This is a genomic window from Pseudomonas sp. p21 (assembly GCF_001642705.1).
Classification (GTDB): Bacteria; Pseudomonadota; Gammaproteobacteria; order Pseudomonadales; family Pseudomonadaceae; genus Aquipseudomonas.
Genome location: NZ_LWBV01000010.1, coordinates 100531 through 124440 on the forward strand (window position 1 = coordinate 100531; position 23910 = coordinate 124440).

The window sequence follows — 23910 nt, forward strand, 5'->3', positions numbered from 1 at the left end:
ACCAGGAGTACAAATGTACACCCTCGAATTCTGGCAACAACGTGCCTCGGACCTCTACCTCCCGGCCAATGCACTGATCGACGGCAAACCCGTCAACGCCCAGGACGGCGCCACCTTCGCCGCCATCAACCCCGCCACCAACGGCGTATTGGCCCAGGTCACCGCCTGCGGCCAGGCCGAGGTCGACCTGGCCGTCGCCAGCGCCCGCAAGGCCTTCGAGCATGGCCCGTGGCCGCGCATGGCCCCGGGCGAGCGCAAGAAAGTGCTGCTGCGCCTGGCCGAGCTGATCATGGCCCATCGCGAAGAACTGGCCCTGCTGGACTCGCTGAACATGGGCAAGCCGGTCATGGATGCCTACAACATCGACGTGCCAGGCTCGGCGCAGGTGTTCGCCTGGTATGGCGAGGCACTGGACAAGTTGTACGACCAGGTGGCGCCCACCGCGCCCAACGCACTGGCCACCATCACCCGCGAAGCCCTGGGCGTGGTCGCCGCCGTAGTGCCGTGGAACTTCCCGCTCGACATGGCTGCCTGGAAGCTCGCCCCGGCGCTGGCTGCTGGCAACAGCGTGGTGCTCAAACCCGCCGAGCAATCACCGTTCTCGGCCCTGCGCCTGGCCCAGCTGGCGCTGCAGGCCGGTGTGCCGGAAGGCGTACTGAACGTGGTCCCGGGCCTGGGTGAGCAGGCCGGGCAGGCGCTGGGCTTGCACCCGGACGTGGATTGCCTGGTATTTACCGGCTCCACCCAGGTGGGCAAGTACTTCATGCAGTACTCGGCACAGTCCAACCTCAAGCAGGTATGGCTGGAGTGCGGTGGCAAGAGCCCCAACCTGGTGTTCGAAAACTGCCAGGACCTGGACCTGGCTGCGGAAAAGGCGGCATTCGGCATCTTCTTCAACCAGGGCGAGGTGTGCTCGGCCAACTCGCGGCTGTACGTGCAGCGCTCCATTCATGACGAGTTCATCGAGCGTCTGCAGGCCAAGGCCCGCCAGTGGCAGCCCGGCAACCCGCTGGACCCGGCGAGCCGGGCCGGTGCGATTGTCGACGCCGGGCAGACTGGCCGGATCGAAGCCGCCATCGCCCGTGCCGGGCAGGATGGGGCGCGGTTGGTGTGTGGTGGTCGGCGCCTGACTATCGACGGTTCGGACAATTACATCGAGCCGACCATTTTCGCCGGTGTTGATGGACGAATGAGCCTGGCGCAGGAGGAGGTGTTCGGGCCGGTGCTGGCGGTCAGCGCCTTCGACAGTGAAGAGCAGGCCGTGCGCCTGGCCAACGACAGCATCTATGGGCTGGCGGCATCGGTGTGGAGCGATGACTTCAACCAGGTGCACCGCGTGGCGCGGGCGTTGAAGGCCGGTACCGTGTCGGTGAACACGGTCGATGCACTGGACGTCACGGTGCCGTTCGGCGGCGGCAAGCAGTCGGGGTTTGGCCGTGACCTGTCGCTGCATTCGTTCGACAAGTATTCGCACCTCAAGACCACCTGGTACCAGTTGCGCGCCTGATACTTCCGATTCTGCATCGCGTCGGCTGTTTCGCGGGCTCGCCCGCTCCTACAAGTACTGCACTGGCTCAGGTGCCGCGCGATTCCTGTGGGAGCGGGCAAGCCCGCGAAACAGGCGACGCGGTGCCCGGATCGTTCATGGTGCTCCGCTAAATTCTTTTGCCAACCCGGCAGAAAGCTCGGGCCCGCTCTACACTGCTGCGAAGATGGGGCAGTACTATGCGCCACCCTGCGTCCCATCTTGCTGCCTGCGAAAGGCTCCGGCCTGCATGATCGTCCTGGCTGCCCCGTCAAACCGCCATGCATGGAGTACCTGGGATGGGCTGCGTGTCGAATGGTCGTGCTGCTGGCAACGCCGGACGTGGCATTTCGCTGCAGTGGCTGGTGGCGCTGGCCATCGTGCTGGGCATGCTGCTGCTCGGTGCCGCCTTGGCCTGGCAGGGCTATCGCGGCATTCGCCAGACCCTGGTGGCCGCGGCGGGTGATTCTGCCCAGCAAATTGGCAAGACCATCGACGAGCGCGCCCGGCGCCTGGTCGATCCGGTGCACAGCAGTATCCGTCTGCTCGCCCACAACCCGGCCGCGCAAACCCCCGCGCAGCGCCTGGAACGGCTGCCGCAACTGGTCGAGACGCTAGATGCCAACCGCATGCTCAGCGCTGCCTACATGGGTTACCCCAACGGCGAGTTCCTGCTGGTGCGCCGCTTGCGCGAGCCGCAGTTGCTGCAGCGTTTCGCCGCGCCGCCGGGCACGGCATTCCTGGTGCAGAGCGTCAGCCGTGAGGGCGGGGCGGTGCAAGGTGAGTGGCGCTTCTACGACCGCGCGCTGAACCTGCTGCAGGCCCAGGCCAAACCCGAGTATCGCTACGATCCGCGCACACGCCCGTGGTTTGTCGAGGCCAGCGCCCAACCCACCACCGTGCTGACCCACCCCTATGTGTTCTTCACCACCCGTGAAATCGGCCTGACCATGGCCCAGCGCAGCGTTGACGGCGGGGCGGTGATCGGCATGGACGTTTCGGTCGACGACCTGGCCAGCGAGACCCAGGACCTGCGCATGACCCCCGGCACCGAGATCGTCGTGGTCGACGACCAGGGCAATGTGGTGGGCTACCCGGACCTGCAGCGGGTGATCGTGCACGAAGGGCAGGCCGTGCGCCTGTCGCGCATCGACGAACTGGGCATTCCCAGCCTGGAGCACCTTTATGCGGACTTGCCGCAAGGCACCCGGCCGCAGCCTTATCAGGTGGACGGCCAGACCTGGTATGGCATGCGTGTGCAACTGACCAACCTGGCCGGGCAGGACCTGCAGGTGCTGATTGCCGTGCCAGGCCACGAATTGCTGGGCGGCGCGCGCAATGTACTGTTCGAGCAGTTGCTCTGGACCGCAGCGCTGATGGCCGTGCTGCTGGTGCTCGGTGGTGTGCTCGGCCGGCGTATCGGCCGCCCGCTGCGGCTGCTGGCCGAACAGGTGCAAGGCCTGGCCGGCTTTGATTTCAGCCGAGACGTCGGGGTGCGCTCGCGGGTGTCCGAGGTGCGTGAATTGAGCCGCGTATTGAGCCGCATGTCCGGCACCATCCACAGCTTTCAGGCGATTACCCTCACACTCAGCCGCGAGCGCAACTTGGAGCGCATGCTCGACAGTGTGCTGACCCATCTGGTGGAAGCCGCCGGGGTCAATGCCGGCGTGGTGTACCTGTTTGATGCCGAGCACGCCTTGCTGCGCCTGGCCGCTGCCTGCCGCGGCGAGCAGTACCCGGGCGAGCTAGCCGTGGATGAGACTGCCCGGCAGCAGTTGGCCGCGGCGGTGATTCAGACCCTTGGCCTGCATGAGCGCAGCCTGGCCGTGGTGTTGAATGACCGTAGCCAGGCGCTGTTGGGCATCCTGGTCCTGCAACTGGACGATGAACATGCGCACGAGCAGGTGGGCCAACCCTTCCGGCGCTTTGTCGAGGAACTGTCCGGGGCGGCGGCGGTGGCTATCGAGACGCGTCAGCTGGCCGAAGCCCAGCAACGCCTGCTGGATGCCATGATCAAGCTGCTGGCCGACGCCATCGATGCCAAGAGCCCCTATACCGGTGGCCACTGCGAGCGGGTGCCACAACTGGCGCAGATGCTGCTGGACCAGGCGGTGGCGGCCGAAACCGGCCCGTACGCCAGCTTCAGCATGAGTGCGGCTGAACGCTACGAATTCCGCGTGGCGGCCTGGCTGCACGATTGTGGCAAGGTCACCAGCCCCGAATACGTGGTAGACAAGGCGACCAAGCTGGAAACCTTGTACAACCGTATCCACGAGGTACGCATGCGCTTCGAAGTGCTGTGGCGCGATGCCGAGCTGGCCTATTGGCAAGGCCTGGCCAGCGGTGCCGACCCGCAGGCGCTGCAAGCCACCCTGGCGCGCAGCCAGGCCCGGTTGCAGGACGACTTCGCCTTCGTGGCCCAGGCCAACATCGGCGGTGAGTTCATGCAGGACGCCGACATCGAGCGCCTGCAGCAGATTGGCCAGCACCGCTGGCAGCGCCACTTCGACAACCGCCTGGGCATTTCCCGTGAGGAGGCGGAGCGCTTTGCCGACGTGCCAGCGCCTGCGTTGCCGGTTGACGAACCACTGCTGGCGGACCGGCCTGAGCATTGCGTGCCCTGGGGCCCCCGCAAGCCGCCGGTGGCCAAGGACGACCCGCGCAACCGTTGGGGCTTCGACATGCGCCTGCCGGCCCATGCCAGCAATTACGGCGAGCTGTACAACCTGGCAGTCCGCCGCGGTACGCTGAATGATGAGGAACGCTTCAAGATCAACGAACACATCGTGCAGACCATCATCATGCTCAGTTCCTTGCCGTTCCCGCGCCAGCTCAAGCGGGTTCCGGACATCGCCGGCAACCACCACGAGAAAATGGACGGCAGCGGCTACCCACGCCGGCTGGGCGAGCAGGACCTGGGCATTGCCGAACGGGTGATGGCGATTGCCGACATCTTCGAGGCGCTGACTGCGGCCGACCGGCCTTACAAGGCGCCGAAGACTTTGTCCGAGTCGGTGAAGATCCTGGTGGGCATGGCCCGCGACGGGCACATCGACGGGCAGCTGCTGCAGCTGTTTCTCAGCAGCGGGGTGTATCGCCGGTATGCCGAGCGGTTCCTGCGAGCCGAGCAGATCGACGAGGTGGATGTGGCCTACTGGTTGGAGCAGATGCGTTGCCCGGCCTGAACGAAGAATCAGATTTAGCCCCTTCCTTGTAGGCCGTTTCCGGCCTCTTCGCGGGTAAACCCGCTCCCACAGGTTCATCACAAGCTTCAAGACTTGCACAGTACCTGTGGGAGCGGGCTTGCCCCGCGAAGCGCCGCGCGGGCGGCGCTCGGTCCTACAGGCGCTACATTCCTTTCGGCATACAGGACCAATCACTCATACTCCCGCACCCCGGCAATATGCCGCCCGGCCACATAGCCAAAGGTCAGCGCCGGGCCCAGGTTGATGCCACCCGACGGGTACCAGCCGCCAAACACGCTGGCCATGTCGGTACCCGCCGCATACAGGCCAGCAATCGGCTGCCCGGCCTCATCCAGCACCCGGGCACTGCCGTCGGTGCGCAACCCGGCAAAGGTGCCAAAGCAACCGGGCTGTACCTTCACCGCATAGAATGGCCCATGCTCGATGGGCGCCACACAAGGGTTGGGCCCTTTGTGCTGCGGGTCGCCCTGCTTGCGGTTGAACGGTGTGGAGCCACGGCCAAACGCCGGGTCCTGGCCGTTGCGGGCATGGCTGTTGAAGTCGCTGACCGTGGCGCGCAACCCTACCGGGTCGATGCCGCAGGCCAAGGCCAGCTGTTCCAGGGTGGCGCCTTGCTTGAGATAGCCGCTGCGTACATGCGGCCACACCGGCAGCGGCGCCGGGCGGGCATGGCCCAGGCCATAGCGACGCAGGAAACGATGGTCGCAGATCAGCCACGAGCACACCTCTTCATTCTGTGGCACCGCTGCGATCATGGCTGACACATAGTCGTAGTAGCCGTGTGCTTCGTTGACGAAACGCTTGCCGTTGGCCAATACACCGATGATGCCCGGTTTGCCGCGTTCGATGATGTGCGGAAAGTGGCCAACACTGCCGTCGCGGTGCGGCACTTGCGAAACCGGCGCCCAGGCCACCGGTGACTTCAGGTCGGTGGCAACCACGCCGCCGGCCGATTCGCCCAGGCGCAGGCCGTCGCCCGAACAGCCCTTGGGAGGCAGGGCCAGGTTGTCATGGCCGCTGGCATCACGCGGGAACAGTTGCCGGCGCCGGGCGTTGTCGTTGGGGAAGCCACCCGCCGCGAGCACCACGGCCTTGGCACGGATCAGTTGCTCGCCCTGCGGCGTTGCTACCAGTGCCCCACGTACCTGGCCATTGTCGAGCAGCAGGCGTTTGGCCGGCGCCGATTCCTGCAGGCGCACGCCCAGGTCCTGGGCCGATTTGGCCAGGCGGGCCACCAGCGCCACACCGTTGACCAGGTGCATCGCCCGGCCATACCGGGCCAGGTGGTACAAGTGGCGGCCAAAGCGTTTGCACACATGCAGCAGGGCCTTGGGCGAGCGGGTCATGTTGAGGAAGGCGGCAAGGTCGGCACCGGCCATGATCGGCATACCCATGAACGAAGTTTCGCGCAGGGTCTTGCGCAGGCGTGGCAACAGTGCGCCGACCTCACGGGCATCATAGGGGGCGGCGATCACCTGATGCCCGCCCTCGGCAGCGCCCGGTGTGTCGCCATGCATGTCGGGAATGCCGTTGCCGTCGGCAAACTGCAGCGCCGTGTGCTTTTCGAAAAACGCCACCATGTGCGGGCACGCTTCGAGAAAGGCGTCGACGCGTTCGGCGTTGTAATAGGCCCCCAGTTCATTGCGCAGGTAGCTGCGCGGCTGGTCGATGTCTTCCTCGATGCCGGCCCGGCGTGCGAGCGGATTGCGCGGCACCCAGGCCCAACCGCCGGACCAGGCGGTGGCACCGCCGAACACTGGCTCCTTCTCCACCACGATCACCTTCTGCCCGTGCCAGGCAGCCGTCACCGCAGCAGCCAACCCGGCGGCACCAGAGCCTATGACCAATACATCGCATTCGGTTTCGAAGGGAGCGGAAGGCATTGCGGGATTCCTGTATTGTTATTGGAACAAGGTTCCATATTCTTATTGGCAGCGAATCGTCCCGCAAGGGTGTGGCGACCACGCCGGGCAAGTAATGGGCGATAACCGGACAGTTCGCGCAGCTCAGGCTGCGGCGTCTATCGGCGGTGTGGAATCATCTTCTAGAATTCGCAAAAAATTTCAGGGACCTGTGTCATGGCTGGTAGTCAGATCGAACGCGCCTTCAGTCTTGTAGAAAGCCTTACCGGCGAGCCACAGGGGTTGCCGTTGCAAACCCTGGCCGAGCGCCTGGACATCCCCAAAAGCGCCGCCCATCGCATGCTCACCGAGCTGGTGCGGCTGGGCTATGTGCGGCAGAACCGTGACAACAACCGCTACCAACTGTCGGCCAAGCTGGTGGCGCTGGGCTTTCGTTACCTGGCCAGCAGCGGTGCCGACATCATCCAGCCGATACTCGACCGCCTGGCCCAGGACAGCGGCGAACTGGTGCGCCTTGGCGTTATCGACGGTACCCGCCAGACCTGGATCGCCAAGTCCCAGGGCGCTCGCTCCGGTTTGCGCTACGACCCGGACATGGGCCGCGACGCACCGCTGTTCTATACCGCGTCCGGGCATGCCTGGCTGGCCAGCCTGGACGATGAGCAGGCGCTGCAGATGGTGTTGCGCCAGGGCATTGCCGACCCGGCGCAGTTCGGCCCGAATGCGCCACGCTCCACCGACGAGCTGCTCACTTACCTGCACCGCGCCCGCGAGCGCGGCTATGCCTGGGTCGAGGAAACCTCGGCCATTGGCACCTCGGCCTTGGCTGCGGTGGTGCGCCGCCCGCAAAGTGACGAGGTGATCGGTGTACTGAGCATCGCCGGGCCCAGTGCCCGCCTGGCGCAAACCCGTCTGGCAGAGCTGGCGCCGCTGTTGCTGGCGGCGGCAGAAGAGCTGTCGGCGGCCAGTCGGGCCAGCGAGCTGTTCGCCTGACGGTGCATTTCCGGTCGATTACCGCACAGTCTGTTCTGCCGGTTCTTCTGAAAAGCTGAACATGGTTCTAAATTGTCGAGTGTGGATTGTGGAACCTGGTTTCAGAATTCATATGACAACAATGACAAGAGGACAGGCTGTTGAACGCACCCCTTCGTATTGCCTTGATCGGCGCTGGCAACATGGGCCGCCAGCATTACCAGCATCTGCTCAATGTGCCGCAGGCCCAGTTGTGCGCCGTGGCCGACCCGGGCCCGCAGGCCGAGGCCTTCGCGGCCGAATGCGGCGTGCCCTGTTTTGCCGACCACCGCCAGATGCTGGAGCACGTGCGCCCCGAGGCAGTGATCGTCGCCAACCCGAACAACCTGCATGTCGCCACCGCCCTGGACTGTGTCGAGGCTGGCGTACCGGTGCTGGTCGAAAAACCGGTGGGCGTGAATCTGGATGAAGTCCGCGCGCTGGTGGAGGCCTCGCGACGCCGGGGGGTACCCGTGCTGGTTGGCCATCACCGTCGGCACAACCCGCTTATCGCCAAGGCCCACCAGGTGATTGCCGACGGCAAGCTGGGCCGGCTGATCAACGTCACCGCGCTCTGGCAGTTGCAAAAGCCCGACAGCTATTTCGAAACCCCCTGGCGCCGCGAGCCGGGCGCTGGCTTCTTGCTGACCAACCTGATCCATGACCTCGACCTGCTGCGCCACCTGTGCGGCGAAGTGGTGCAGGTGCAGGCGTTCACCCGCAACGATGTGCGCGGTTTTGCCAACGAAGACAGCGCGGCGGTGCTACTGCAGTTCGCCAATGGTGCATTGGGCAGCCTGACCGGCTCCGACGCGGTGGCCGCACCGTGGAGCTGGGAACTGGATTCCGGCGAAAGCCCGGTGTACCCACGCCAGGATGGCCAGCCGTGCTACCTGCTGGCCGGCACCCAAGGGGCGCTGAGCATTCCGCAACTCAAGCGCTGGCACTATGCCGAGGCCGGCTCGGGCTGGCACACTCCGTTGTTGCAGAGCGAGGAAAGCATCCCCGTCGGCGAGGCATTGACCCTGCAACTGCAGCACTTTGTGCGGGTTGCCCGGGGTGAGCAGGCGCCGCTGATCGATGCCGCCGACGGTGGCCGCACCCTGGCGCTGATCGAGGCGATCCGCAAGGCAGCGGAAAGTGGCCGGGCCTGTGCGCCCGAGCACATTGCTTAACGTGTTTGGTGACGATAATGACTGATCGAATTTTCTCCCTGGCAGCCCTGACGGTGCTCGAGCTGTCCCCGCCGGACATGGTCGAAGCAGCAGCCCGCGCCGGTTACAGCCATGTAGGCCTGCGCCTGGTGCCCGCCACCGAGCAGGAACAGCATTTCCCGCTGGTGGCCGATGCCGGCCTGCGCCGGCAAACCCAGGCGCGCCTGCGCGACACCCACATCAAGGTGCTCGACCTGGAAATCCTGCGGCTGAAGCCGGAAACCTGCGTGGCCGATTTCGAGCCGATTCTGGCGGTGGGGGCCGAGTTGGGCGGCACGGAGCTGCTGGTGGCTGGCAACGATCCGGATGAGGCGCGTTTGACCGAGCGCTTTGCCGCGTTGTGCGACCTGGCGGTGGGGTATGGTATTCATCCGCATCTGGAGTTCATGCCCTGGACCGATGTGCGTGACCTGCGCCAGGCCATGCGGGTGGTGGCCAATGCCGGCCGCGCCAATGGCTGCGTGTTGGTGGATGCCTTCCACTTCAACCGCTCCGGGTCTTCGTTGGACGATCTGGCGCAGCTGGCGCCGCAGCGCATGCGCTATGCCCAGTTGTGCGACGTTGCTGGCCCGGTACCGGCCGACATGGACGAGATCCTGCGTCAGGCACGCAATGAACGGCGCTTCCCGGGCGAGGGCGATGCCGACCTGGTCGGCTTGCTGCGCGGCTTGCCACCAAGTGTGCCGTTGAGCCTGGAAATCCCCACGCGGCAGTTGCTGGAACAGGGCATAAGTGGCGAACAGCGTGCGCGCATGGCGTTGGAGAAGGCCATGGCAGTGCTGGCCAGAGTCTGATTGATAGAACGCGGCGCATGGCACGGGCTATCGCCCGTGTTCGCGGGCACGCCCGCTCCCACAGGGTGGACTGCGCAAGCCGCTACTCCTGTGGGAGCTGGCTTGCCGGCGATGTGGCCGGGGCAGGCAAGAATTGCTGTTTGCCAACTGGCCAAAAAAAGGGCCCGCAAGGGCCCCGTAGAGGAAAGTGGCTAGCGCGTTCAGGCGCTTTCGACCTTGCGCGGCGCCATGAAGTACATCCATACCAGCGCCAGGAAGTACATCGCCGGGATCATGGTGAACAGCACGGCATAGTTGTTATTGGTAGCGGTCAGTACGCTACCGACGATCTGCGTCATGAACATCCCGCCAATCGCCGCGCACATGCTGCCGAAACCGAACACGGTACTCACCAGGTGCTTGGGCGTGTAGTCCATCACCAGGCTCCAGATATTCGCCGTCCACGCCTGATGTGCACCCACTGCCAGCGAGATGGCCGCCACTGCGACCCATAGGCCACTGGCATTGGCGGCAAGCGTGACGCTGACCATGGTGCAGGCGAAGATCAACATCGACACCAGCCGCGCCGTGGTGGCGCGCACGCCGCGGCCGATCAGCCAGGAAGACAGGATGCCGCCGCCGATGCTACCGAAGTCCGCCGTCAGCCAGATGATGATCAGCGGGATGCCCATCTGGGTCACGTTGATGCCCAGGCTGTACTGCTGGTTGAGGAACGGTGGCAGCCAGTACAGGTAGAACCAGAACACCGGCGCGGTTATCGCGTAAGCCACCGCGAACGCCCAGGTGCCACGCAGGCGCAGGATGCGGCTGAACGGTACGCGGGTCGGCTCGGGCTCGTCGTCCTGCTGGATGTATGCCACCTCGCTCTGGCGTACGCGTGGGTGATCTTCAGGGTTGTAGTACTTCAGCAGCCACAGCACCACCCACACCAGGCCAAGGCTGCCCATGGCGATGAACGCGGCCTGCCAGCCCCATACGGCCAGAATCAGCGGTAGCAGGGCCGGGGTGACCATGGCGCCGACGTTGGTGCCGGCATTGAACAGGCCGGTGGCGATGGCCCGCTCGCCAGCCGGGAACCACAGGCGCACGGTCTTCACGCAGGCCGGGTAGTTGGCGGCCTCGGTCAGGCCGAGGATGAAGCGGCAGACCATGAAGCCGGCGGCCGAAGTGGCCAGGCCATGGGCGCCGGTGGCCAGGCTCCACAGCAGCACGGCGAAGAAGAACGCGCGTTTTACCCCGACCTTGTCGATCAGCCGGCCCTGCAGCAGGAAGCCGACCGCGTAGCCGACCTGGAACCAGAAGTTGATGTTGGCATAGTCCATCGCCGTCCAGCTCATTTCCTTGGCCAGGACGGGCTGCATGATGCCGAGCGCGGCACGGTCGATGTAGTTCAGGGTGGTGGCGAAGAACACCAGGGCAAGCATGCCCCAACGGGTCTTGCCGACGCCGAAGGCGCCGCGAAGCTTGTCGCCGATCGAACCCTGGGGCATCCGGGGGGCGGCGGGGGTGATCCTGGAGTGGTTCATAAACTGCTCGTTTCTTGAAATTGTATTCAGCTGCGGTGCTACGGGTGCGTGACCTATTCCCAGGCAGGGGGACACGCAAGGCCGGTGCATGGTGAGCAGTGAAGGCGGCAGCGTCAATTCAAGGGAGGGGCTAGTGTTCGGTTATCGAACGGTTGCGTTGGCCTGCGGGTGAGGCAACGGGTCAACGTATATTGAGGGTAGACGGCGTGGCCCCTCGTTGCTCAATACCGCAGGCTGGTGAGGTGCTGGTGGGAGGGAAGGGCGGTCGTGTTCCAGGCTGGGCATGAACTGTTTCTGGAGCAATCAGAACCATACCGTTGCCCAGCGTTCGACCTCCGCGCGGCCATACTGCTGAATCCACATTTGAAGGGTTTTGTGCAAGGTGCTTTTCGCTTCTACCATCTCGCCGGTGTACGGGTTTATGTAGTACTTGCTTTGCCGAGACCTGAAGCGTGGGAGTGGTGGAAGTGGTAACCACGGGTGTTGAGTCTTGTAGCTTTCACATTCACTAATGGCCAGGACATGAGATAAGTCGAATTGGTATTCATCAAGCAGCGCGAGGAGTTTGCTTTCGAATTCAAACTCGCGTTTTAGGTGGGGGTTGATTTTTATGAAGGAGAGCTCGGACTTTTTGGCAGCAAGAAGGCGCTCGAGCGCACGAAATTCAGCAAGTCTGGACATGTCGTTTCTCCATCGGTTGATGGATGTAGTGTTAGTGGGTATTAAGTGGGAATGCAAGCAATGAAATAATTTGTGAAATGTTTTTAGGTGCCTGTGGTGGTGTTGCCGTTGTTGGGTCTGTTTGGTTTTTAGTTGCCAGTGTAAGTATATTCCTACCCGACGATATTTTTTGAAATAGAGTAAGTTGGTATGGGCATGCTGGTGGGAGTTGGCTCGCCGGTGATGGGCCGCAGGGCGGCCCAGAAGGCTCGACTGTCAGGCTTCAGCCTATGGGCCTGTTTCTATCCGGGAATTGATTGCGGCTGTTCAACCGCTATCGTCGAAGTGGCTGGCTCATGCTTTCAATCAATGAGCCAGCCTGGATCTCCCTCAATCAGAGTCCCTCCGTGGCTGGTTGTGTCTCCTTCCCTGGCCGCTGGTTGTCCCTCGATGATCGTGCAGGCAGCGCCTGTTTCGATGACGGCACCGCAACTGATGCGATCACCCACCCGTGCGACGGCCCTGCCATCGACGAATGTTGCGCTAGCACCGGTTTTCACGGTACCTACGCCATGGATTGGGCAGCTATGACGATGACCTACGAGTACGATGGGTTTCATTTGCGCTTCCTTTTGCTTGGTCGGACAAGGGCCTCTTCGAAGGCTTCTGGGGGCGGTGGGGCTGCCCGGACGTTGAACAGCCGACAGACGCCGTACCAGCAGATGGCAACGGAGAGGTTGTAAGGGAACAGCACGGCCCAGAACGGCAGTTGCCAGTTCTTCTTGCCCTGCATTTCACCAGGTTCGCCGGTTCGCCAGGGGGCGTAGTGGCGCCAGGCTTCTGCCGGGGTCAGGCAGATCGCGTGCAGTGGCTTGTGCCACCAGTTGGGTTCGCCGGGAGGGGGGAGTTTGTCCGGGCCGTGGTCCATGAAGTGGCGGAGGTATTCCCAGACTTCGGCGACGTGCTTGACGCCGGGCTCGGTGGGTTCGTTGCGCCGAGCAGGCTGCCGATCGAATCCGCCTTGTCCTTGAACGGGTTGAATGGCGCCAGGGCGGTGTACAGCGGGCTGTCGTGCTGGTCCAGCCACTGTTCGAGACGTTTGAGCCGCGGGTCCAGTTCTTCAGTGCCGGGCGCCGGCTGGCCCATCGACTGAATCAGCAGCGCCAAGGATATTTCCAGGCCGCGGGCGGAAGTGATTTCGTCGCGGTCGTAGCAGGCCAGGGCCGCAGCCAGGCTGTAGGGGTTATCGACATGCTGGGGTTCGGCGGTCCCGAGCCAGGCGTCATGGTCGTGGCTGGCCTGCAAGGCCTGGTTGCGCAACGCGATGATCCGGCGTTCGAGTTCATCACGCTCGGTGAGGAAGCGCCGGTACTTGGCGAGGTCGAGGCGCTGTGCCAGGCGGGCGCCGTTGGGTGAGTAGTCTTCGTGGGTGAGGGCCTGAAAACGCGACTCGGACGGCGACAGGGCGGGGCCGCGGCGCTCGGTGCCAAGCCGGAATTCGGCCAGTTCCGGTGAAGGGGCATCCGCCGGGTACAGGCTTTCCAGCGTCTTGTTCAGCAGCATGGCCACCAGGTTGCGGTGGTGGAAATCGTGGCTTTGCACGCTCAGCTGTTCGGCATCCAGTTTGTAGCACGCCGGTACGCGTTCCTGCTCGGACCCTTGTGCCGGCTTCATGTGCTCCAGTTGTTCGGCGGGCATCAGGTCGCGCAGTTGATGTTGATAGGCCGACACCGTCAGGCTCAGGTCCAGGGCCATGCCTTCGGCATCGGTGAGCGCCACCACTACCGGTACTTTCGGCTGGGTGTAGGGGTAGTGCCGGCCGATGGCAACGAGGTTGCCGATCGGCAGGGTTTCGGTGATCGGGTCGCTGCTCCAGGTCAGGGGCATGCGCCGCTCGGTTGGCTTGAAGTCTTCGACCCAGGTTTGCAGAGCGCTGACCGGCAAGACATGGGGCTGGGTTGAGGGTGCCTGGTTGCCGGCTATCAGTTCGGCCATGTCCAGCTGGCGCATGTGCCGTTGGCGCAAGGCGGCTGAACTGGTGATGCGGGCGGTCATGGCGTTGGTCCACAGGTGCGGGCTGTAGCCGATCCACACTTCCCTGGCGGTATCGGGGCAGGTATCGGCCCACACCCAGCCCAGGGTGTGGCTGGACAGGTAGCGATCACGCCGGTGGTAGTCGTCCAGCCCGCGATAGCGCAGTTCCTTGTAAAGGCCCGCGCCGACGTACTCGTGAATGACCAGTTTCTGGCCCAGGGCGCCTTGCATAAACACGTAGACATAGCCCGGGCGCAGCGCGCGCAGGGTGTAGGCAGAGTGTTGCAGTGGCCCGAAGCCTTGTTCGAGGTTGAAGCCTGCATCGGCATAGCGGCAGGCGGGCATATCGCCGGTGCGTGGCACGATGGCATAGCGTACCGGCAGGATAGGGATGCGTGCGCTACAGGCAGGGCCGGAGGTGGCGCTGCTGACGGAGGCGTCAGTCATGGGAGCTCCTTGCTCAGTGTCAAACTTTCTTGCTCACGAAATAAAAAATGGCCTGCTTGATTGCTGGTCAGCCTGTTGTTATCTATTTCATGGGGATATATTGAAGCGTTATTGACGTATATCCCGCGGGTGTGCCGTACCCTGGTTTTCTTGATGGGCTGTATGTTGTAGGAAAGTTCTTGTTTTGGGTTGCCACGGATAGGGCGTGTCAAGTTTCAATGGCAAGACAATGCCTCGACTGCCGTTTTGAGTCGAGGTCGAAAGTGTAAGAGTATATTTGGGTGAATCGGATGTTGCTCAAGTGCTCCTCATGAAGGAGAAGCAGTGCGGGTATATTTGTAAGAAAGGTCTTACTTTATAATTTGTCTATAAATATTTAGTTCTTGCACTTGGCCATCACCACCTGGCAAGTCTTCGGTGTGCCCCCTGACCGGCTTGCATAACGCACGCAGTTGTTCAGCGATTTCTGCCGGGCAATGCTCAGGGTATTGCCCCACGCGAGGCCGCCTTCGCCGGTGGTGGGGACGGCCTTGGCGAAGCAGTTGGAGCCTGTTGCGGGAGTCGCGTAGCGGGCCTTGCTGGTCTTGCTGGAGCAGCCGGCGGTGAGTGCCAGGCTGAAGGCGAGCAGGGTGGTCAGCGCCCAAGGTGTGTATGGGCGATTAGGTTTGTTGCTCATATGCTCTCCTTACTGAGGGGCGGGACGCTGTGATCGCAAGCAAGGTGCTGTCCACACTGTGGGAGCGGGTTTGTCGAGGCGGCGCACCGCCGCGAACACCGGCAAAGTCGGTGCCATTCACTGCGCAGGATATTGCATTCAAGCGAAGCGGTGAACGCTTGCATTGCACCAGATGCAGCGCAAGGCCTTGCACCACAGCAAGGCCTTGCGCCTTGGGGCAGGGGATCAGAACCGGTAGCTGAAGCTGGCCTCCAGCGTGCGCGGTGCACCCGGGGTGATCAGGTCCACCGAACCGTGCGCGGAGGCATAGAAGTCGCGGTCGAACACGTTCTTCAGGCGCAGCGCGGCGTCCCATTGCGGCACGCTGTACAGCAGCGCGGCGTCGAAGGTGGTGTAGCCCGGCATCACCACCACATTGTCGAGTGCGGTGTAGCGCTCGTCGACGTAGTTGGCGCCAGCGGCTACGCGCCATTCCGGGGTCAGGGTACGCACCAGCCAGACATTGGCACTGTTACGCGGCGTCAGGGTAGGGGTCTGGCCTTCGTTGGCCACGCCGTTGGTCTTGCTGTTGGACTTGGTGATCTCGGCATCCAGGTAGGCATAGCCAGCGTAGATCTGCCACTTGTCCGTGAGCTGCCCGCTGACGGTGGCTTCGAAACCGTCGGTGCGTTGTTCACCGGCCAGTACGGTCAGGTTGGGGTTGGCCGGGTCGGCCGTCTTCATGTTGGTGCGCTCGAGGCGGAATACCGCTGCGGTCACCGACAGGCGGCTGTCGAGCAGGTCCCACTTGGCGCCGAGTTCGTAGTTGGTGGTTTCTTCCGGCTCCAGGTGCTGGTTGGTCGGGCTGACCGCGAACACCTCGCCCGAAGGCTGGTAGCTGCGGCTGACAGAGGCATAGTAGGACTGGATGTTATCCGGCTGGTAGACCAGGCCGGCACGTGGGCTCCAGGTCTTGTCGGTACGGTCGAGGTCGACGTTCTGCGCGCGGTCGTCGTCGTACTCCTGGCCAAAGATGTCATAACGCACACCGACCAAGGCCTTCCAGTGTTCGTTCAGCTCGATCATGTCCTGCACATACAGGCCGGTGGTCTGCTGGAAATTGGTGCCCTTGGACGACAGGTTGGCGGCGTGCTCCGGCACCGGCACCAGGGCGTCGCGGAACACCGGCACCTGGGCCACGTTGTTCTGGCTCAGCACCCGCTGGTGCTTGTCCTGGAAGCCTACTTCCACGCCATACAGCAGGTTGTGCTGCATTCCGGCGAACTGCGCCTGTTGCTTGAGTTCGGTCTGGTTGAACACACCGTACTCGTCTCGGGCCACGTTGCCACGGTTGAGCTTGACCAGCAGTTCGCCGTTGGGCGCGGTGACGAAGCGCGTCGGGCTGCTGTCGGCCAGGGTGTTGTTGCGGTCCAGGTCGTAGCGGTAATACCGGCTGGTGTTGGTCAGGGTGAAGTCGTCATTGATGCGGTAGTCCAGGCTTGCGGTCAGCGAGAACACTTCGCTGCGGGCGTAATCCTGGTCGGCATCGCCGGAGCCGAAGCGCTTGTCGCGGTCCACGTCTACCGGACGGTTACCCAGCGCCGGGATGCCGAAGTCGATCAGGCGCTTGTCGTACAGGTAGGTGGCGCCCAGGTTCAGTTCCAGGTCGTCGGAGAGACGGAAGTAGGCCGACGGCGCGATGGCCTTGCGGTCGATGTAGCCATCGTCGCGGAAGGTGTCGCTGTCTTCGAAGGCACCGGTCAAGCGGTAGGCCTGGTTGCTTTGCGGGTCGGCCCAGCCGGTGTCGAACTGGGTGCGGCGCTTGCCCTCGCTGTCGAAGCTCATGCCGACCTCGCGCTTGGGCGTGAAGCTCGGTTTCTTGCTGATGCTGTTGATCAGGCCGCCCGAAGAGCCACGGCCATACAGCACTGCGGCTGGGCCCTTGATCACTTCGACCCGCTCGATGTTGGACAGGTCACGGAAGTACAGGGCGTCGTCACGCACGCCGTCGATGTACATGTCACCAATGGCGCTGAAACCGCGAATGGTCACCTGGTCGCGCTGGCCGTCGCCGTTGGACAGGCCGACGCCGGGCACGTTCTTCAGTACGTCTTCCATGGACTGCGCACCCTGGTCCTTGATCACGCTTTCGGGCACGACGTTGACGGTTTGCGGGATGTCGCGCAGCGGGGCGTCGATCTTCATGGCGCTGCGACTTTCGCTGGCCTTGTAGCTTTGCTGCTCGTAGGCGCTGGTGACGGCAGTGGCGGGCAAGGCGAGGGCACCCTGCGATTCAGGCTGAACAGCCGCATGAACAGCAGGCACAACCAGCAGGCCCAGCATGGAAATGGACGCTGTGGCAACAGACTTTTTTGCCATTACAGGTGACTCTTTGTTGTATTTGAGGTCACGAATAGTAATGATTTGTAAATGTAAAGCAAGTGTAAAGAATTCGCATTTGCTGTTGCAAGGAGGTAGGTGGCAAAAATGGACGAAATGCGTCGCAAGGGAGAGGGGCCGGCAATGTGGCAGGCAAGGGCTATGCTTGTTGGCGCGTGAGCGTTTCACGCACCTATCCGGTCTTGATCACATGGAAGCAGGCCTATGAATCCAATTCGTACTCTCGCTCGTGCTGTTGCCCTCGCCACCCTGGCGTCCGCCGCCAGCCTCACGGTGCAGGCTGCCGGTATTCCCATTGGCAGCGAGGCGCTGGAAAGCCACGTCACCACGCAGGTCACGGCCATCGACCTGGCCAGCCGCCAGGTCACGGTGAAAGGCCCCGACGACAAGAAGGATGTGACCTTCCAGCTCACGGAAAAGGCCAAGGCGCTGCCCAACCTCAAGGTGGGTGACCAGGTCGACATCTATGTGACCCGTGCGGTGGCCTATGTGCTGAATCCCGAAGTAGGCGGGGCGCCGAAGGCGACTGAAGAGTCCGGCACCATCCGCGCCACTGCGGACAACCCCAACCCGGGCGGCGAAGCGTTCCGCCAGGTCAAGGTGACCTCGCAGATCAAGAAGATCGACCTCAAGGCGCATGAGGTGAGCCTGCTGCCGCCGGAGGGCAAGCTGCAGGTGGTCAAGGTCGAGAACCCTGACCTGCAGGCACGCATGAAGAACCTCAAGGTCGGCCAGACGGTCGACGCGATCTACACCGAAGTGCTGCGCGTCGAAACCTCGCGCTGACCATTCATTGGGGCAGGCTACGGGTTGCCCGGGTATGGATCCGCCGTGATGCCTTGCATGACGGCGGATGTCGTTCGAACAGCTGGATCACCCAGTCGGGCCGAGTCTTGCTGGCATCGTTGAGCCAATTGGCAACCGAGTCCTGGGCATACTTGTCGGCTTCGGCCAGGCGGGGCAGCAGCAGTGGCTCGGCCGCTTCCGGCATCAGCTTGAGCGCGGCGATGTGCTCGCACCAGACGCCACGCGGGCGCAGTACCTCGATGCAGAAGCGTCGTACCAGTGGGTTGCTGTCGCCGGCATGCCGGGCAAGCAGGGCAAGGGCGTTATCCAGCGCTTGAGCCAGGCGCGGGCGCAGGGCTATCCAGGCCCATTCGCGCACGCCAAAATGTTCATCGCGAGCAAAACGCAGCTGGGCCAGCAATGCGGCCTCGAGATCGACCGTGCGCGACAGGTGCGCCTGGGCGAAGGCCGCCCAGCTGCGCACCGTATCGGAGCTGTGTGCGCTGCACTGCTCGAACACCTGCTGACGCTGGGGTGCAGATGCTGATTCCAGCCACTGCCCAAGGGTAAGCCCGATACCCGTGATTTTTTTGGACAGGCCCTGCGAGCATGTTTCTTCGGCGCAGGTAGCCAGCTGTTCGATCAGCGTGTCGGGCAGCTGGCCTGCCAATGCACTGACCAGGGTTCTTTGATCCACTGCCAGGCATTCGGCCAGGTTGCGGGTGGGCAACTGCCCATGGTCGATCAGGGTTGTGCGTTCATCTGTCATCGAATGTGCTCCATCACATACGGTTTGGTCTGGTTTCAGCCGTGAACCCGCAGGTTGGAGCCTCAGGTGCCGCGGCTGGGCAGCATCCTAGCCCAATTGGCGGGTATCCATGTGGCGAATAGCATGAGTGCACACTTTCGATTTCCATGGATAAAGGGAATTTTCCGATCATCGCCTGAACATATGTCATGAATGAGGACTGCCATGTTCAGCAAAACCTTGTGCCTTCTGGTGCTTCCCTTTGCCCTGGCGTTGCTTGCCGGTGCCGTGCTGCCGTTCCAGGCTGCGGGTAATGCCGCCGTCGGCCGGGCGCTGGGGCATTGGTTGTGGGGCGCGTTCACATCGTTGACGGTAAGTTCGCTGGTAGTGATCGCCGCGTTGCTGCTCCTCAGGGTGCCCGCGCCAGACATGGGCAAGGCCTTGCAGGGGCCTTGGTGGCTGTGGGTTGGCGGTGTGCTGGGGGCGTTGTACGTGGCCGGTGCCGCGGCGCTCACCCCTAAGCTGGGCGCGGCGGGGTTCCTGGTGCTGGTGGTGGCGGGGCAGATCATTACGGCGGTGGTTGCAGACCACTTCGGGGTGATGGGGTTGGGGGGCAAACCACTCAACCTGGCCAGGCTGGCGGGTGTAGTGCTGATCCTCTGCGGCGTGCTGCTGGTGCAGGGCACCTGGTCGGCGGGCTCGCCGGCCAGCGCCACTGCCGTGGTGAAACAGCCGGAAGGCTGATCAGCACCCCGGCTGGCTGCACGTCCACACGGTTTCACGCAGCCAGCGATGCCCAGGGTCATCGTCCTTGCGGCTGTGCCAGGCCTGCTGGTAATCGAACGAAGGAATCGCCAGTGGCGGCTCGAACTGGCGCAATGTCTTGTGCGGGTGCAGCGAGCCCACCGCGCGGCTGGCCACGGTCAGGATCAGGTCGGTGCCGGCCAGCACCTCGACCGCCGCACTCCAGTGCGGCAAGGCCAGGGCGATCCGCCGACGCAGGCCGTGGGCGGCCAGGGCGCGCTCGATCTCATCGAAGGCGTCCGGGCGCATGGCCATCAGCACATGCGGGCGGGCCAGCCAGTCGGCCAGGGCCAGGCCGCCGCTGGCCGGCAGCACTTGGCGATCGGCAACGCTGATGAAGCTGTCGGCGAACAGCGGCTGCGCAGTGATGGCCTGGGGCAGGTCCGGGAAGATGCCCAGGGCCAGGTCCAGTTCACCATCGAGCAACTGGGCCAGCATGGTTTCGCGGCTGGCCTGGCTGATGGCCAGGTCCACCCCGGGCGCGACCTGGCGCAGGTGGCGCAGCAGGGGGGGCAGGATGATCCGTGAGGAGTAGTCGGACAGCGAGAGCCTGAAGCGACGTTGGGCCTTGGCCGGTTCGAACTGTGGGGCGGCCAGCAGGCCGTTGAGGTTGCCCAGGGCGTCCTGCAGCGGCTTGGCCAGCGATTGGGCGCGGGCGGTCAAGGCCATGCGGCCGTTCTGGCGCACCAGCAAGGGGTCGTCGAAGTGCTTGCGCAACTGCGCCAGGGCGTGGCTTACCGCGGGTTGGCTGCGGTGCAGGCGCAGGGCGGCGCGGGTCACGTGCTTTTCGCTCAGCAGGGCGTGCAGGGCGAGCAGCAGGTTGAGGTCGATCTTGCGTAGTTCATCCATGGTGCGAATGGTCTTGGTCATCTATGACGATTTCGATCAGCTTAACAAATACCGAGGCTGACGCGGTTCGGCGCGCGCAGATGGTCATGCTGACCTTGGCACTGACTGAATTGCTGCAAGGGATGCAGAAATCATCTGCATTTCACCTGATTGTTCTACTGGCGCTGCCTGATTAGCCTGACTCGAACTCCCATCCAACAGGATTCGATCATGGCTACCCGCATCATTCTCAACAGCACCGGCACTGCCGATGTCATGCAGCTTGAACACTTGCAGGCACAACCTCCAGGGCCCGGGCAGGTGTGGCTGGAACAGACGGCCATGGGTGTGAACCCGCTCGACCTGTTGCAGCGCAAGGGTGGTGCCCCCTTGGACTTGCCGTCCGGGCTGGGGCTGGAAGGTGCCGGGCGGGTCGCTGCCGTCGGCGATGGGGTACATGACGTGCAGGTGGGCGACCGGGTCGCCTATGCAATGGGCCCGGTCGGCGGTTACGCCAGCGGCCGTCTGTACCCGGCCGAGCGCCTGGTCAAGCTACCGCCGCAACTGGATGACCAGGCCGCCGCCGCCGTGCTGTTCAAGGGCATCACGGCGCAATACTTGCTGAAGACCACCTATGCCGTGGGCCCGGGTAGCCAAGTGCTGCTGTACGGTGCCGCCGGTGCCTTGGGCCAGTTGATGGCGCCTTGGGCACGGCATCTGGGGGCGACGGTGATCGGCGTGGTGTCGCGCCCGCAGAGTGTGGCAAGGGCACAGGCAGCGGGCTGCCACCATGTGCTGGTGTTCGACGCGGCAACCTTGGCCAGTCAAGTGCGCGAGTTGACCCAGGGCCAAGGGGTGGATGTGGTTTATGACTGTGTCGGCAAGGTGTCTCTGCAAGCCTCGCTGGACAGCCTGCGGGTACGTGGTTTGCTGGTGTCGTTCGGCGGCACCTCCGGTGCGCCGGCGGCCATCGAGGTTGCCACGCTCAACGCCAAGGGCTCGCTGTACCTGACCCGACCCTCGCTGGCGGCGCACACCCGCACGGTCGACGAGTACCAGCAGCGCGCTGCCGATGTGCTGGCGGCGGTCGCCGAGGGTATCATCCAGCCTCGGGTCTGGCGTCGCTACCCGCTGGCCGAAGCGGCCAGGGCCCACGGGGACCTGGAGCACGGGCTGTCGGAGGGCGCGCTGGTCCTTACTGCCTGATTCCTGACCCCACTGCCTAGTGCCGAGCCTTGCCATGGATGCCTTCGACAGCCGCCGCGCCGATGAACTTGCCACCTTGCTGGCGCTGCACGAGCAGGGCTCGTTTGCCGCTGCCGGGCGGCAGCTGGAGCGCCACCCCACGGTGCTGTCCAAGCGCCTGAGTGCACTGGAGGCGCGCCTGGGCATTCGCCTGGTGGAGCGCAGTACGCGGCAGTTGCGCTTTACCGATGAAGGCGAGCGGCTGGTTGCCAAGGTGCGCGAGGCCAACCGGCTGATCGCCGAGGCGGAACAGGAAGCGGCCGAAGGGGCGGCGACGGTACGTGGGCGCCTGCGCCTGGCGTTGCCGGCAGCCATGGGGCGGCGCTGGTTGAGCGGGATGCTGGCCGATTTCGTGCTGGCCCATCCGCAGGTGATGGTAGAGGCCGAGTATGCCGATCGTTTCGTCGACCTGATCGGCGAAGGTTTCGACGCCGCCATCCGTATTGGCGAGCTGGCCGACAACCGTTTGGTGGCCAGGAAACTGTGCGATCACCTGCGCATCCTGTGTGCGTCGCCCGAGTACCTGGCCCGGCATGGCGTACCGGTGCAGCCGGAGGATCTTGCTGGGCATGACTGCTTGGGTTTCAGTGGCTTGCGAAGTTTCCCCGAATGGCGACTGATGAGTGGCGGGCGGCAGGTGAGTGTCAAGGTTGCCGGCAGCTTGCGCAGTAATGACAACGAAGCCCTGCTGGAGGCGGCGCGCCGTGGCGTGGGTATTCTGGCCGGAGGAGACTGGCTGATGGGCGAGGACCTCGCTGCCGGGCGCTTGGTGCGGGTGCTGCCGCAATGGCAGCTGGATGTGGCGGCAGGCATTTACCTGGTACGGCCGACCGCGCGCCTCAACACTGCCGCCCTGGTGGCTTTCAAGGCGTGGCTGGAAGCACGCTTCGAGGCCGGCGCACCATGGCGGCTATAGAATTGCACATAACTAATTGAATTAGCAGGGACCCTGTGGGAGCGGCTTTAGCCGCGAACACCGGCGTAGCCGGTGCCATGCACCGCGTTGGCTTCTTCGCGGCTTAAAGCCGCTCCCACAGGGTACGCGGGCAATCGTTATCGCCTTGCTACAGCATGCTGCACGCACTGCTCGTAATAGGTCTGCTTGATCGCTGCAGGTTTGAGCCGCGAGCGGCTGTTGTAGGTCTGCTCGGTAATGCCGAAGGCGGTCATGCGCATCCACGGTTTGGGAAATTTGCGCACCTGCAGCTTCTTGCGCGTGGCATACAGGGTTACCCCGGAAAGCTTGGCCTGCTGGGCCTCGGCGGCAATCTGCGCGCCCCAGCCGCAGGTGTGGCGATCGTTCTGGCTCAACGCCCGTGCCTGGGCGCCGAAAGCGAGCGTGGCCAGCAGGCAGCCGGCCATCGTTGCTAGAAGTACTCGCATGTTGCTGTCCTAAGCATCTGAAGAAAAACGAAGTTTGCCTTCGCTTGAAGACGCTGGGGGCCAGCAATTTGCCGTCAGGTTGTGGCCATGCGCAACGGGCTGGCGACGGGTGTGCGCAGGCTGGTCCAGGCCAGGCTGGCGACCCAGATCACCGATACGCCGTAGTTCAGGCGCTGGTACAGGCCGAACAACTGGCCGTTTTGTGCTGCGTGGCCCATGAGCGCGACGGTGATGATCGCCAGTACCACGCAGGCCAGGGAAAACAGCGCCAGTGCCCTGGAACCGGCAATGCGATTGCCTAGCCAGGCCCACAACGCGCTTGCCAGGGTAAGCGAGAAAAACATCAGCAGGCCGGACAGGTTGTGCAGTTGTTGCGACCGGGAAGGCTGCGCCGGTGCGCAACCTTGGTCGCAGGGAAACCAGCCGGTGCCTAGGCTGCCCAGGCCATGCAGCAGCACCAGCGCCGCACTCAGCAACGCCAGCTTTGAGCCGTGCCAGCGTCGTACCAGGCCCCAGGCAAACAGCGTAAACAGTATGGCTAGGGGGAAGTTATTGATCAGTGGCGACCAGTTCTGGGTCGGCGAACCGACGGCGCCGAGCTGGCTCATGGCCTGTTGCAGGTGGTTGTAGCCGGGGTAGGCTTGGGCGGTGAACCATACGCCGGCCAGCAGCCAAAGGGGGATCAGCAGGCCGATGGCGAGCAACAGGCGTTCGAGGGGTTTCATGCTGTGGTTTCCTTCCATGGACGAGCGTGAAACCGCACAGTACAGGCTTTCGCCTGC

Annotated in this window: 20 protein-coding genes and 1 pseudogene; 10 read left to right on the forward strand and 11 right to left on the reverse strand. The window is 63.7% G+C overall.

Translation table 11 applies throughout. The annotated features are described in order from the left end of the window. The first annotated feature begins 13 nt into the window (after window positions 1-13). Window positions 14-1507, forward strand: a complete 1494-nt coding sequence (locus A4C63_RS24245; RefSeq protein WP_063914975.1) for an aldehyde dehydrogenase — start codon at window positions 14-16, stop codon at window positions 1505-1507. Window positions 1508-1824: 317 nt separating this feature from the next. Next, window positions 1825-4710 carry an HD domain-containing phosphohydrolase gene (locus A4C63_RS24250; protein WP_063914976.1) on the forward strand — a complete coding sequence of 962 codons (2886 nt, stop codon included), beginning with the start codon at window positions 1825-1827 and terminating at the stop codon, window positions 4708-4710. Window positions 4711-4901: 191 nt separating this feature from the next. Here the strand turns inward: A4C63_RS24250 and A4C63_RS24255 are convergent, their stop codons facing one another. After that, on the reverse strand, window positions 4902-6614 hold the full coding sequence (locus A4C63_RS24255; RefSeq protein WP_063914977.1) for an FAD-dependent oxidoreductase: 1713 nt from the start codon (window positions 6612-6614) through the stop codon (window positions 4902-4904). 195 nt (window positions 6615-6809) lie between these two features. On the opposite strand from A4C63_RS24255, the gene A4C63_RS24260 reads away from it, so the two are divergent. From A4C63_RS24260 to A4C63_RS24270, 3 genes are all read left to right on the forward strand, one after another. Continuing rightward, on the forward strand, window positions 6810-7586 hold the full coding sequence (locus tag A4C63_RS24260; protein WP_063914978.1) for an IclR family transcriptional regulator: 777 nt from the start codon (window positions 6810-6812) through the stop codon (window positions 7584-7586). A gap of 140 nt (window positions 7587-7726) precedes the next feature. Then, window positions 7727-8779, forward strand: coding sequence for a Gfo/Idh/MocA family protein (locus A4C63_RS24265; RefSeq protein ID WP_082888412.1), 1053 nt, complete (start codon window positions 7727-7729; stop codon window positions 8777-8779). Window positions 8780-8796: 17 nt separating this feature from the next. After that, the gene (locus A4C63_RS24270) at window positions 8797-9612 is read left to right on the forward strand and encodes a sugar phosphate isomerase/epimerase (RefSeq protein ID WP_063914979.1); all 816 of its coding nucleotides are present in this window, start codon (window positions 8797-8799) and stop codon (window positions 9610-9612) included. A gap of 200 nt (window positions 9613-9812) precedes the next feature. Here A4C63_RS24270 and A4C63_RS24275 read toward each other — a convergent pair whose 3' ends face one another. The 6 genes and pseudogenes from A4C63_RS24275 to A4C63_RS24295 form a co-directional block, all read right to left on the reverse strand. Next, the gene (locus A4C63_RS24275) at window positions 9813-11138 is read right to left on the reverse strand and encodes an MFS transporter (protein WP_063914980.1); all 1326 of its coding nucleotides are present in this window, start codon (window positions 11136-11138) and stop codon (window positions 9813-9815) included. 303 nt (window positions 11139-11441) lie between these two features. Continuing rightward, window positions 11442-11819, reverse strand: coding sequence for a histone-like nucleoid-structuring protein, MvaT/MvaU family (locus tag A4C63_RS24280; RefSeq protein ID WP_063914981.1), 378 nt, complete (start codon window positions 11817-11819; stop codon window positions 11442-11444). A 341-nt stretch (window positions 11820-12160) separates the two neighbouring features. Beyond that, complete coding sequence (locus tag A4C63_RS26155; protein ID WP_082888413.1) at window positions 12161-12418, reverse strand: PAAR domain-containing protein; 258 nt, start codon at window positions 12416-12418, stop codon at window positions 12161-12163. A 364-nt stretch (window positions 12419-12782) separates the two neighbouring features. Continuing rightward, window positions 12783-14279: pseudogene (locus tag A4C63_RS24285) on the reverse strand (T6SS effector BTH_I2691 family protein); the annotation flags it as partial. A 376-nt stretch (window positions 14280-14655) separates the two neighbouring features. Next, the gene (locus A4C63_RS24290) at window positions 14656-14955 is read right to left on the reverse strand and encodes a hypothetical protein (RefSeq protein WP_063914982.1); all 300 of its coding nucleotides are present in this window, start codon (window positions 14953-14955) and stop codon (window positions 14656-14658) included. Between the two features lie 225 nt (window positions 14956-15180). After that, complete coding sequence (locus A4C63_RS24295; RefSeq protein ID WP_063914983.1) at window positions 15181-17313, reverse strand: TonB-dependent siderophore receptor; 2133 nt, start codon at window positions 17311-17313, stop codon at window positions 15181-15183. 225 nt (window positions 17314-17538) lie between these two features. Between A4C63_RS24295 and A4C63_RS24300 the strand changes: the two genes are divergently transcribed. Next, entirely contained in the window at window positions 17539-18120 is a 582-nt protein-coding gene (locus tag A4C63_RS24300) for a hypothetical protein (RefSeq protein ID WP_063914984.1), read from the forward strand. A 4-nt stretch (window positions 18121-18124) separates the two neighbouring features. On the opposite strand, the gene A4C63_RS24305 is transcribed toward A4C63_RS24300, so the two are convergent. After that, complete coding sequence (locus A4C63_RS24305; RefSeq protein WP_063914985.1) at window positions 18125-18889, reverse strand: hypothetical protein; 765 nt, start codon at window positions 18887-18889, stop codon at window positions 18125-18127. Window positions 18890-19093: 204 nt separating this feature from the next. Here A4C63_RS24305 and A4C63_RS24310 point away from each other — a divergent pair, with 204 nt between their 5' ends. Beyond that, window positions 19094-19612 (forward strand): DMT family transporter, encoded by a 519-nt coding sequence (locus tag A4C63_RS24310; protein ID WP_063914986.1) that lies wholly within the window; start codon window positions 19094-19096, stop codon window positions 19610-19612. Here A4C63_RS24310 and A4C63_RS24315 read toward each other — a convergent pair whose 3' ends face one another. Then, on the reverse strand, window positions 19613-20521 hold the full coding sequence (locus A4C63_RS24315; RefSeq protein WP_063915019.1) for a LysR family transcriptional regulator: 909 nt from the start codon (window positions 20519-20521) through the stop codon (window positions 19613-19615). A gap of 23 nt (window positions 20522-20544) precedes the next feature. Between A4C63_RS24315 and A4C63_RS26455 the strand changes: the two genes are divergently transcribed. From A4C63_RS26455 to A4C63_RS24325, 3 genes are read left to right on the forward strand one after another with little or no spacing between them, the layout of a single operon-like run. After that, window positions 20545-20697, forward strand: coding sequence for a hypothetical protein (locus A4C63_RS26455; RefSeq protein ID WP_156510923.1), 153 nt, complete (start codon window positions 20545-20547; stop codon window positions 20695-20697). A 34-nt stretch (window positions 20698-20731) separates the two neighbouring features. After that, window positions 20732-21706: a quinone oxidoreductase gene (locus A4C63_RS24320; protein WP_063914987.1), complete on the forward strand. Its 975-nt coding sequence runs from the start codon at window positions 20732-20734 to the stop codon at window positions 21704-21706. 34 nt (window positions 21707-21740) lie between these two features. Beyond that, window positions 21741-22661, forward strand: a complete 921-nt coding sequence (locus tag A4C63_RS24325) for a LysR family transcriptional regulator (protein ID WP_063914988.1) — start codon at window positions 21741-21743, stop codon at window positions 22659-22661. 137 nt (window positions 22662-22798) lie between these two features. On the opposite strand, the gene A4C63_RS24330 is transcribed toward A4C63_RS24325, so the two are convergent. Next, window positions 22799-23128: a hypothetical protein gene (locus tag A4C63_RS24330; RefSeq protein ID WP_063914989.1), complete on the reverse strand. Its 330-nt coding sequence runs from the start codon at window positions 23126-23128 to the stop codon at window positions 22799-22801. Between the two features lie 74 nt (window positions 23129-23202). Continuing rightward, complete coding sequence (locus A4C63_RS24335; RefSeq protein ID WP_063914990.1) at window positions 23203-23853, reverse strand: DUF998 domain-containing protein; 651 nt, start codon at window positions 23851-23853, stop codon at window positions 23203-23205. Window positions 23854-23910: the final 57 nt, after the last annotated feature.

Excerpts from the sequence above, each read along its gene's own strand:
- A4C63_RS24250 (WP_063914976.1), top strand. The coding sequence starts at position 1,825 with ATGGGCTGCGTGTCGAATGGTCGTGCTGCTGGCAACGCCGGACGTGGC.
- A4C63_RS24315 (WP_063915019.1), bottom strand. The coding sequence starts at position 20,521 with ATGGATGAACTACGCAAGATCGACCTCAACCTGCTGCTCGCCCTGCAC.
- A4C63_RS24320 (WP_063914987.1), top strand. The coding sequence starts at position 20,732 with ATGGCTACCCGCATCATTCTCAACAGCACCGGCACTGCCGATGTCATG.
- A4C63_RS26155 (WP_082888413.1), bottom strand. The coding sequence starts at position 12,418 with ATGAAACCCATCGTACTCGTAGGTCATCGTCATAGCTGCCCAATCCAT.
- A4C63_RS24305 (WP_063914985.1), bottom strand. The coding sequence starts at position 18,889 with ATGACAGATGAACGCACAACCCTGATCGACCATGGGCAGTTGCCCACC.
- A4C63_RS24310 (WP_063914986.1), top strand. The coding sequence starts at position 19,094 with ATGTTCAGCAAAACCTTGTGCCTTCTGGTGCTTCCCTTTGCCCTGGCG.
- A4C63_RS24245 (WP_063914975.1), top strand. The coding sequence starts at position 14 with ATGTACACCCTCGAATTCTGGCAACAACGTGCCTCGGACCTCTACCTC.
- A4C63_RS24325 (WP_063914988.1), top strand. The coding sequence starts at position 21,741 with ATGGATGCCTTCGACAGCCGCCGCGCCGATGAACTTGCCACCTTGCTG.
- A4C63_RS24270 (WP_063914979.1), top strand. The coding sequence starts at position 8,797 with ATGACTGATCGAATTTTCTCCCTGGCAGCCCTGACGGTGCTCGAGCTG.
- A4C63_RS24300 (WP_063914984.1), top strand. The coding sequence starts at position 17,539 with ATGAATCCAATTCGTACTCTCGCTCGTGCTGTTGCCCTCGCCACCCTG.
- A4C63_RS24275 (WP_063914980.1), bottom strand. The coding sequence starts at position 11,138 with ATGAACCACTCCAGGATCACCCCCGCCGCCCCCCGGATGCCCCAGGGT.
- A4C63_RS24280 (WP_063914981.1), bottom strand. The coding sequence starts at position 11,819 with ATGTCCAGACTTGCTGAATTTCGTGCGCTCGAGCGCCTTCTTGCTGCC.
- A4C63_RS24335 (WP_063914990.1), bottom strand. The coding sequence starts at position 23,853 with ATGAAACCCCTCGAACGCCTGTTGCTCGCCATCGGCCTGCTGATCCCC.
- A4C63_RS24295 (WP_063914983.1), bottom strand. The coding sequence starts at position 17,313 with ATGGCAAAAAAGTCTGTTGCCACAGCGTCCATTTCCATGCTGGGCCTG.
- A4C63_RS26455 (WP_156510923.1), top strand. The coding sequence starts at position 20,545 with ATGACGATTTCGATCAGCTTAACAAATACCGAGGCTGACGCGGTTCGG.
- A4C63_RS24330 (WP_063914989.1), bottom strand. The coding sequence starts at position 23,128 with ATGCGAGTACTTCTAGCAACGATGGCCGGCTGCCTGCTGGCCACGCTC.
- A4C63_RS24260 (WP_063914978.1), top strand. The coding sequence starts at position 6,810 with ATGGCTGGTAGTCAGATCGAACGCGCCTTCAGTCTTGTAGAAAGCCTT.
- A4C63_RS24290 (WP_063914982.1), bottom strand. The coding sequence starts at position 14,955 with ATGAGCAACAAACCTAATCGCCCATACACACCTTGGGCGCTGACCACC.
- A4C63_RS24255 (WP_063914977.1), bottom strand. The coding sequence starts at position 6,614 with ATGCCTTCCGCTCCCTTCGAAACCGAATGCGATGTATTGGTCATAGGC.